At 62.7% G+C, this 8694-nt stretch carries 13 protein-coding genes and 1 pseudogene; all 14 read right to left on the bottom strand.

The genetic code is table 11. The features are described 5' to 3' along the window. The coding region (locus C2134_RS21760; RefSeq protein WP_500778652.1) for a GNAT family N-acetyltransferase at positions 1-230 on the bottom strand (230 nt) is incomplete at its 3' end. A gap of 174 nt (positions 231-404) precedes the next feature. Then, complete coding sequence (locus C2134_RS17920; protein WP_158248807.1) at positions 405-713, bottom strand: DUF2628 domain-containing protein; 309 nt, start codon at positions 711-713, stop codon at positions 405-407. Between the two features lie 122 nt (positions 714-835). Further along, entirely contained in the window at positions 836-1585 is a 750-nt protein-coding gene (locus C2134_RS17915) for a competence/damage-inducible protein A (RefSeq protein WP_103321458.1), read from the bottom strand. A gap of 12 nt (positions 1586-1597) precedes the next feature. Beyond that, the gene (locus C2134_RS17910) at positions 1598-2071 is read right to left on the bottom strand and encodes a hypothetical protein (RefSeq protein WP_103321457.1); all 474 of its coding nucleotides are present in this window, start codon (positions 2069-2071) and stop codon (positions 1598-1600) included. A gap of 1 nt (position 2072) precedes the next feature. Beyond that, the gene (gene nagZ / locus C2134_RS17905; RefSeq protein ID WP_199179981.1) at positions 2073-3161 is read right to left on the bottom strand and encodes a beta-N-acetylhexosaminidase; all 1089 of its coding nucleotides are present in this window, start codon (positions 3159-3161) and stop codon (positions 2073-2075) included. An 83-nt stretch (positions 3162-3244) separates the two neighbouring features. Beyond that, on the bottom strand, positions 3245-3622 hold the full coding sequence (gene acpS, locus C2134_RS17900; RefSeq protein WP_103321456.1) for a holo-ACP synthase: 378 nt from the start codon (positions 3620-3622) through the stop codon (positions 3245-3247). Further along, entirely contained in the window at positions 3622-4353 is a 732-nt protein-coding gene (gene pdxJ, locus C2134_RS17895) for a pyridoxine 5'-phosphate synthase (RefSeq protein WP_103321455.1), read from the bottom strand. Before pdxJ ends, acpS begins: the two co-directional genes overlap by 1 nt. Before the next feature lie 22 nt (positions 4354-4375). After that, the gene (gene recO, locus C2134_RS17890; protein WP_103321454.1) at positions 4376-5113 is read right to left on the bottom strand and encodes a DNA repair protein RecO; all 738 of its coding nucleotides are present in this window, start codon (positions 5111-5113) and stop codon (positions 4376-4378) included. Next, positions 5110-5397, bottom strand: a complete 288-nt coding sequence (locus C2134_RS17885; protein WP_103321453.1) for a hypothetical protein — start codon at positions 5395-5397, stop codon at positions 5110-5112. Before C2134_RS17885 ends, recO begins: the two co-directional genes overlap by 4 nt. Then, the gene (gene era, locus C2134_RS17880) at positions 5397-6287 is read right to left on the bottom strand and encodes a GTPase Era (RefSeq protein ID WP_103321452.1); all 891 of its coding nucleotides are present in this window, start codon (positions 6285-6287) and stop codon (positions 5397-5399) included. The genes C2134_RS17885 and era overlap by 1 nt, the downstream gene beginning before the upstream one ends. Next, positions 6284-6994, bottom strand: coding sequence for a ribonuclease III (gene rnc / locus C2134_RS17875; RefSeq protein WP_199179980.1), 711 nt, complete (start codon positions 6992-6994; stop codon positions 6284-6286). Before rnc ends, era begins: the two co-directional genes overlap by 4 nt. A 7-nt stretch (positions 6995-7001) precedes the next feature. Continuing rightward, positions 7002-7364 (bottom strand): DUF4845 domain-containing protein, encoded by a 363-nt coding sequence (locus tag C2134_RS17870; RefSeq protein ID WP_071110434.1) that lies wholly within the window; start codon positions 7362-7364, stop codon positions 7002-7004. Positions 7365-7399: 35 nt separating this feature from the next. Further along, positions 7400-8377: a signal peptidase I gene (gene lepB, locus C2134_RS17865; RefSeq protein ID WP_103321451.1), complete on the bottom strand. Its 978-nt coding sequence runs from the start codon at positions 8375-8377 to the stop codon at positions 7400-7402. After that, positions 8378-8694, bottom strand: a pseudogene (locus C2134_RS17860) (elongation factor 4); the annotation flags it as partial.

Below are 8694 nucleotides of genomic sequence, written 5' to 3'. Positions count from 1 at the left end.
ATCTCGCCACTCATTGCGTCACCAAAGCAATAACCGACGATACCGCCATCCACCTCAGCCACCACGCCTGGCAGCTCGCCCACGCGCACGCTTTGCGCCCAGCTTTCACGCGTGATGCCCAATTCGTTCAGCGTGGATTCGGAAATGGCATTCTCACGGGTCTGACCGCGAATGACGATGCAGGTGGTGATGTCTCCCGGATGAGCAGGGCGGTAGCTAATGGCTCTCATAATTTCCCAAAGAACATAATTGATGTCAGATTCTGACCCAGCTTACCTCCAGATGGTTCATACAAAGCAAAAGGCGGAAGTTATAAAACCAGCCGCTTTTCAGAACCTAAAAAATGAGATGCCATTCAAAAAATCAATCAATTCAATCAGTTCAGCGTCTCCTGAAAGAAATCCTCAGAACCCCCTCCCGATAGACAAACCCTCGACAATCCTTTTGTATTCCACGATGGCATCTCTGGAAGATTTGGCTCGGAGCGTCTGATCGTTCACATAGCCTTTTTTCAACAAGCTCTTTCCTCGCCAGACATTGGCATAGAATCCATAAATCGAAGATACGAGAAGACCCAACACCAAACCCAAAAAGGGATGAAACTCCAAAAAGCCATTGAGAAGAATGGCTAGCAACACACCGACCGCCCCTTGCCAATATAGGCGATGAAAAAATGCCCAAGCTCCGCCAAAGAAAAAGGCGAACCAGTTCATGCCCTCTTTTAGGGCTACAATTGATTTCCCGTTAACCGAGTACAGTTTCCAACTATGCATGCTCCCCCCCAAGATAACCATCCATCCAATCTCTCATAATACAACTGCGGGATTGACCAGGCTCAAATACTTCTGACTTCGTAACCGCGCTCCCGCAAGACTTTCACCCACTCCGCCATGGCGATCTCCACCAGCGCCGGCTGGCCAGCAAAACCAAACTCGATATGCATCTGCGGAATCGCCTCATTGCCGAAATTGGGCAGACTGGACAATTTGAGCGAAGGGTAGCGGGTAGTGAAATCCTGCATCAGCCCGATCAAATCGCCCTCTTTCGCCGCGATGGCGATGCAAGTCATTTCGATATCGGGCTGATCGTTGAACAGCTGGCGATAATGGGTATCCAGCACCCACTCGATCATGGGCCAAGCCATGCTGGGGAAGCCTGGCACAAAGTGGACGTGGCCGCAGGAAAAACCGGGAATCTGATTGACGGGATTGGGAATGATGGCCGCGCCCTGCGGAAAGTGGCCCATGTGGATGCGGTGCGGATAGGCTTCGTCGCCGAAACGCGCTTCCAGCAGCGCCTTGGCTTCCGGGTGCAGCGCCAGCGGCACGCCCAGCGCGCGGGCGGCGCAGGCGCGGGTGTGGTCGTCCGGGGTGGCGCCGATGCCGCCGAAGCTGAACACTAAATCGCTGCCGGCGAAAGCGCGGCGCAGGGCGGATTCGATGCGGGCCGGATCATCGCCCAGGTACTCGGCCCAGGCCAGCTTCATGCCGCGCGCGGCGAGAATACGGATCAGCGCCTGCATGTGTTTGTCCTGGCGTTTGCCGGACAGCAATTCGTCGCCGATGATCAGTGCGCCCACTTGCATGTCTTGCTCCTTTTAGTGCCCGCCATCTTCCAGCATGCGCCGGCAGACGGCATAGCAATCGTCGATATGGCTGTTGCCGACATAGCGCATGGCGGCGAAGCCGATGGCGGCATTGGCCGCCCAGCCGAGCACCGGCACCAGCTTCAGCGCTTGTTTGCCGGCCCAGCGTCCGGCGGCTCGCTTGACCAGCGCAGCCAGCAGCGTCCGCGTCACCTCCAGCCCCAAAAGCGCGCTGCCGGCGCGGCGGATCAGCTGGTACAACATCTGCTTGCGCGCCGCATCGTAAGCGGCAATCTGCTCCGGCGCCACGCCAAAGCGCTGGTTGATGGCCGGAATCAGCTGCAGCAAGATGGCCACATCGGCGGCGACATCCACGCCGGGCGCCGGCAAGGCCGACGCGCCAGCCGACAGCGCGGCGCGTTGCCTCACCAAGGCGCGGCATTCCTCGCGGATGGCATCCAGCTGCGCCAGGCTGGCTGGCAGCATATCAATGCGCCTCGCCCACCTGCGGGCCAGCCAGCGCATCCTGCGGCATCGTCAGCTGCCTCACCACGGCCTGGGCGGCGGCGAAGTCGGCGCTGGCGATCACTTGCCGCCAGCTCTGCGCGCTGCTCTTGGCCGCCATGCGCTCCAGGCGCGCCGCCAGCTTGGGTTGCGGCGGCGGCGCAAGCTGAGCCAGCATTCTGTCGGCCTCTTCCGGCTGGTTGCACACCAGGACCATGTCGCAACCGGCATCCAGCGCCGCATCGGCGCGTTGCACATAGCTGCCGGCTCCGGCCGCGCCGGCCATGTCCAGCGCATCGGAGAAGATCACGCCGTCGAAGCCCAGCTTGCCGCGTAGGATGTCCTGCAGCCAGACGCGGGAGAAGCCGGCCGGCTGGCTGTCCACCGCCGGATACAACACATGGGCCGGCATCACCGCCCCCATGCCGGCATCGGCCAGACGCGCGAAGGGGATCAGATCGTCGCGCTCGATCTCGGCCAGGCTTCTATCGTCCTGCGGCATCAGGTGGTGGCTGTCTCCGGTCACATAACCATGGCCGGGGTAATGCTTGCCGCAACTCATCATGCCGCCGCGTCCCAGGCCCTGCTGCAGCGCCTCGGCCAGCGCCGCCACGGCCTCCGGATCGCGGTGGAAAGAACGGTTGCCGATGACGGCGCAACGCTCCCAGTTCAGATCCAGCACCGGGGTGAAGGACAAGTCGATGCCGCAGGCCGACAGCTCGGCCGCCAGCACATAGCCGACGGTTTCCGCCAGCTTGAGCGCCTGATCGCGGTCGGCATCCCAGGCTTCGCCCAGCACATTCATCGGCGGCAGCCGGGTGAAGCCATCGAGGAAGCGCTGCACGCGGCCGCCTTCGTGGTCGACGGCGATCAGCAGATGCGGGCTGCGCAGAGCGCGGATCTCGGCAGTCAGCGCGCGCAGCTGTTCGATATCTTGGAAATTGCGGCGGAACAGGATGACACCGCCCACCAGCGGATGGGTGAGCCGGGCGCGTTCCTGCTCGGTGAGCGCAAAGCCGGCGATGTCCACCATCACCGGGCCGCGCGGAAGATTCAATGGGGTCTGAGTCATGGTTTTATCCTCGACCGTTGCGGGAGGCATGGATTGCCAACCCAAGTATTGCAAAGATAAGGCTGGAGCGCCGCTCGTTCCCGCTACGATTCCAGCACGACAAAAGCCAGCGCGTGGCCGCGCTCATCGCTGATCGACACATGCATGCGCGTCACGCCGCGCTCAGCGGCGAAGGCGGCGAGCTCGTCGGACAGCGCCAGCAAGGGCTTGCCCTGCGCGTCATGGCCGACGCCTATTGCCGTCAGCAAGACCGGCGCCACCACGCCGGTGCCCAAGGCTTTGGCGAACGCCTCCTTGACGGCGAAGCGCTTGGCCAGAAAACGCGCCGGGTCGGCATGCGCTTCGAATTCCGCTTGCTCGATTTCCGTCAGGATGCGCCGACCGGCCTTGGCGCCCCAACGCTGGAAGAGCGCTTCCATGCGGGCGATTTCGACCAGATCGGTGCCGATGCCGTAAATCATTACAGCCCCTGGCGGCCTTCTATCATCAGCGCCTTCATTTCGCGCACCGCTTGCGGGAAGCCGACAAACAAGGCGTGGGCGACGATGGCGTGGCCGATGTTCAGTTCGGCGATCTGCGGGATGGCGGCGATGGGCTTGACGTTGTGGTAGTTCAGGCCGTGGCCGGCGTTGACCACCAGCCCCAAGCTGGCGCCGAACTCGGCGGCTTCGCGGATGCGGACCAGTTCGGCCTCGCGCTCGGCCGCATGCAGGGCGTCGGCGTAAGCGCCGGTGTGCAGCTCGATCACGCGCGCGCCGGCGTCATAGGCCTTCTGGATTTGCTCGCGGTCCGGATCGATGAAGATGGAGACGCGGATGCCGGCTTCGCTCAATTTAGCCGCGTAGTGGCCGACGTCGGCGTAATGGCCGCGCACATCCAGGCCGCCTTCGGTAGTGACTTCCTCGCGCTTTTCCGGCACCAGGCAGACATCTTCCGGCGCGACTGCCAGCGCGTGCGCCAGCATTTCCGGCGTCATCGCCATTTCCAGGTTCATCCGGGTTTTCAGCACCGGACGCATGGCCTTGACGTCGGCGTCCTGGATATGGCGGCGATCTTCGCGCAGGTGCAGGGTGATCAGGTCGGCGCCGCTGGATTCGGCCACCAGGGCGGCCTCCACCGGGCTGGGGTAGCGGGTGCCGCGCGCTTGGCGCAGCGTGGCGACGTGATCGATGTTTACGCCCAACAGAATCATTTGCTTCTCCCTTTTTCGCCGTCTAGTCCGACAGGGACTGGATGGCCTGCAATAATTCGCGCGACGCCAGCGGCTCGTCGCCCAGCAACGCCCCCAGCCATACCCGGCTGAGCTGGCGCGCTTGGCCGCACACCGCCGGATCGCTGTAGTCGTCGGAGTCAATCGCCAACAGCGCCGCGCCGGAAAGCCGCGCCACGCGGCCGATCAGCGCCCGCTCAGGATGATCGTCCGGCTCCGGCAGCGCCGCGTCGCGGCACAGGTAATGGCGATCGGCGGCGACGTCCGCGCCGAAGCTGTCGCGCGCCAGCGACGGCGCGTAGCCCAGCACCTGGGCCAGTTTCAACTCATAACGGCGCAGCACCGGCGCCAGCGATGACTGGACGGCCAGATCGCGCACCGCCGCGTCGTAAACGGAAAAAGCCCGCGGCTCGGGATCATCCCGCGCCGTGAGCTTCATCATCAATTCATTCAGGTAAAAGCCGCAAACCAGCGGCAAGCCGGTCAGCGGCCGCACGCCGCCATCCCAATCCGCGCCGTGCAGCGTGCGCAACTCGCCCTTGCCGAACCACGATAGCGTCAGCGGCTGAAACGGCAGCAGCACCCCGCGCAAATCGGAGCGCGGGCGCCGCGCGCCGCGCGCCACCAAGCTGAAACGGCCATGATCGCGCGTCAGCACTTCCAGCAGCAGGCTGGTCTCGCGGTACGGCTGGGTATGCAGGATATAGGCCGACTGCTTGTCCACCCGCCCCGGCTGGCTCATGCGCGGCTATCCTCCGGCAAACGGCGGCTGACGACAAAATCGAACTCGCCGGCGCCGCGCCCCAAGCGCTGCAGAACCAACTGCTCCACCCTGCCGCGCCAGGCGGCGATGGCGTCGACGCTATCCCAATACGTGAGCTGCTCCACCGCATCGCCGCCCAGGCAGCCCGGCTGCGCCGTGGCCAAGCGCAGCGCGCACAGAGACAGCCCGGCCAGCGCCGGCGTGTCGGTGGTAAGCCGCACCGTCCAGCAAGGCTGAAACGGCGGGTGTTCCAACGGCTTCATCAGTCCAGACCGAACTCGCGCAGGAAGCGGACGTCGTCGGCCCAGCCGGACTTCACCTTCACCCATACCTGCAGGAACACCTTGCCGTCGAACAGCTTTTCCATGTCCAGACGCGCTTCGGTGGAAATTTTCTTCAGCTTCTCGCCGCCCCTGCCGATCACGATGGGCTTCTGATGCTCCTTGTCCACCAGCACCGCGATGTGGATGCGGCGCAGCGCGCCGTCCATCTCGAACATCTCCACTTCGACGTTCATTTCGTACGGCAGCTCTTCGCCCAGGTAGCGGAACAGCTTCTCGCGGACAATCTCGGCCGCCAGGAAACGCTCGTTCTTGTCGGTGATCATGTCTTCCGGATACAGCGGCATCGACTCCGGCAGATGCGGGCGCACTTGGTCCAGCAGCTCGGCCAGGCGCTGGCCGTGCTTGGCGCTGACCACTTCCACGCCAGCGAATTCGAACTCGGCGCACACCTCGTCGATGAAAGCCTGCAGCGCCAGCTTGTCCTTGGCCTTGTCCAGCTTGTTCACCACCAGGATGACCGGCGTTTTCTTGGGCAGCAGCGCCATCACTTCGCGGTCGGCGGCGGTGAAGCGCATCGCTTCCAGCAGGAACAGCACGCAATCGACGCTGCCGAGCGAATCCTTGACGCTCTTGTTCAGCGCCTCGTTCAGCGCGCCCTTGTGGTAGGTCTGGAAGCCCGGCGTATCGACGAACACGAACTGCGCCGCGTCCTCGGTATGGATGCCGGTGACGCGGTGGCGCGTGGTCTGCGACTTCTTGGACGTGATGCTGATCTTCTGGCCGATCAAGTGGTTCATCAACGTGGACTTGCCCACGTTGGGACGGCCGACGATGGCGACAAAGCCGCAGTGGAATGGGGTGTGGGTCATGTTCGTTTCTTGCTTGCTGCGAGTTTCTGTTCCAGCAGGTTGATCGCTGCTTCGGCGGCCTGCTGCTCGGCGGCGCGGCGGCTGCCGCCTTCGCCGGTGGCGATCAGGGCCACTTCGCCCAGATCGCACTCCACCTTGAACCATTGTTCATGCGCTTCGCCGCTTTGCGACAGAATGCGGTACTTCGGCAACGCCAGCTTGCGCGCCTGCAGCGCTTCCTGCAAGCGGGTCTTGGCGTCCTTGGCCTGGCGCGTGGTGTCGATGGTGGCCACGCGCTGCGCGTACAGCTTGCGCACCACCAGCTCGGCGGCGGCGAAATCCGCGTCGAAGCTGACGGCGGCGAACGTGGCTTCCAGCGCGTCGGCCAGGATGGACGGACGGTTGAAGCCGCCGCTTTTCAGCTCGCCCTCGCCCAGGTACAGGTAGTCGCCCAGCTTCAATTCATGGGCGATCTCGGCCAGCGTGTTCTGGTTGACCAGATTGGCGCGCAACCGGGACAGCTCGCCCTCGGTCAACTGCGGAAACTGGTCGAACAACATGCGGGCCACGGTGTAATTGAGGATGCTGTCGCCGACGAACTCGAAGCGTTCATTGTTGGCGCTGCCATAGCTGCGGTGCGTCAAGGCCTGGCGCAGCAATTCCGGCGTCTTGAAGGAATAATCCAGCGCCTGGGACAGGCGCCGGAATCGATTATCGGTTTGGGTCACGGTATGGTTATTGAACAGCAGGCGGTTGGCCTGCCTGGGTATCGAAATGGAACAGCAGACTGACATTGGCGAACAGCGGCACCTCGCGCTGATACTGCGCGCGCAGGAAGTTGCCGCTACTGCCGGCCACCACCGTCAAGTTATCGCCCTTGATCGCGGTGATGTCGGCAACGGCCGCCTTCTGGTCAAACTCATGCCGCAGCGTGTACTCGCCGGCATTGGTTTCGGCGGACAGGGTCTGCAACGTATTCTTGATATTGGCGAATTCGGTGTAGACCGGCACGATCTTGAACACCAGCAACAAGGCGGCGCCGGCCAGGGCGACACACAGCAGCACGGCGATGCCAGACAAGCCCCTCTGTTTTTTCATGCGAATCTCCCGCTGCGGCCAGCGCGGCCTGTAGCTTATTGAATTTTGCTGCCGATGCGCGACAGGTTGCCGAAGTTCATCCAGATCATGAAGGCCTTGCCGACCATCAGATCATCCTTGACGAAGCCCCAGTAGCGGCCGTCGGAACTGTTGTCGCGGTTGTCGCCCATCATGAAGTAATTGCCCTGCGGCACTTTGCAGACAAAGCCATCGTCATCGTAGCGGCAATTGTCGCGGTACGGGAAGTCCTGCACCTGGCTCAGCGCCACCACCGGCGTGCCCGCATTATTCAGCACCTTGTAGTGCTTGCCGTTCTGGCTTTCACGGAACTGATCGGCCGTAATCTGTTGCAGGCCCAACTCCTTTTCCAGGTAATCGTAGGTGCCGTCCTGCACATCGGTCAGCGGCTTGCCGTTGACGGTCAGGCGCTTGTTGCGGTACTCGACGGTATCGCCCGGCAGGCCGATCACGCGCTTGATGTAATTGATCTTGGGATTCGGCGGGTAGTTGAACACCACCACGTCGCCGTGCTGCACCTGCCCGACCGGGATCAATACATTATTGAGGACCGGCACGCGAATGCCATAGGCGAATTTATTGACCAGGATGAAGTCGCCGACGACCAGGCCCGGCCGCATCGAGCTGGACGGAATCTGGAACGGCTCCACCAGGAAAGAGCGCAGCACGAACACCACCAGGATCACCGGGAAGAAGCCGCGGGAATAATCCACGAAATGGCCGGCCTCGGCGCCGCTGGCGGCGCGCTTCTTGGCCAGCAGCCACTTGTCCAGCGCCCACACCACGCCGGTGATCAGCACGAACACCAGCATCACGGCGGTGAAGCTCATGTAGTTGGAGAGGAAGCCGAAGCCGCCGATCACCAGCGCCAGATAGCCCCACTGCACGGACTGCGGCCAATCGGCCGCCCCTTCCTGCTTCTTGCCGCCCAGCACGATCAGCATGGCGCCGATCGCTGCCAGGGCGACGAATACCCAGTACAAGTTTCCGCCCACTTATTTGTCCCCTACTTGAAGAATGGCAAGGAAAGCCTCTTGCGGGATTTCCACGTTGCCGACCTGTTTCATGCGTTTCTTGCCGGCTTTTTGCTTTTCCAACAGTTTCTTCTTACGCGTGATGTCGCCGCCGTAGCACTTGGCCAGCACGTTCTTGCGCAGCGCCTTGACGGTTTCGCGGGCGATGATGTGGCCGCCGATGGCCGCCTGCACCGCGATGTCGAACATCTGGCGCGGGATCAGCTCGCGCATCTTGGACACCAGCTCGCGGCCGCGGTACACGCTGGAAGCGCGGTGCACGATCAGAGACAACGCGT

The sequence above is a fragment of the Chromobacterium sinusclupearum genome (genome assembly GCF_002902845.1).
Classification (GTDB): Bacteria; Pseudomonadota; Gammaproteobacteria; order Burkholderiales; family Chromobacteriaceae; genus Chromobacterium; species Chromobacterium sinusclupearum.
The sequence above is the reverse complement of the archived record's forward strand: the minus strand, read 5'-3'. Positions and strand labels throughout refer to the sequence as shown.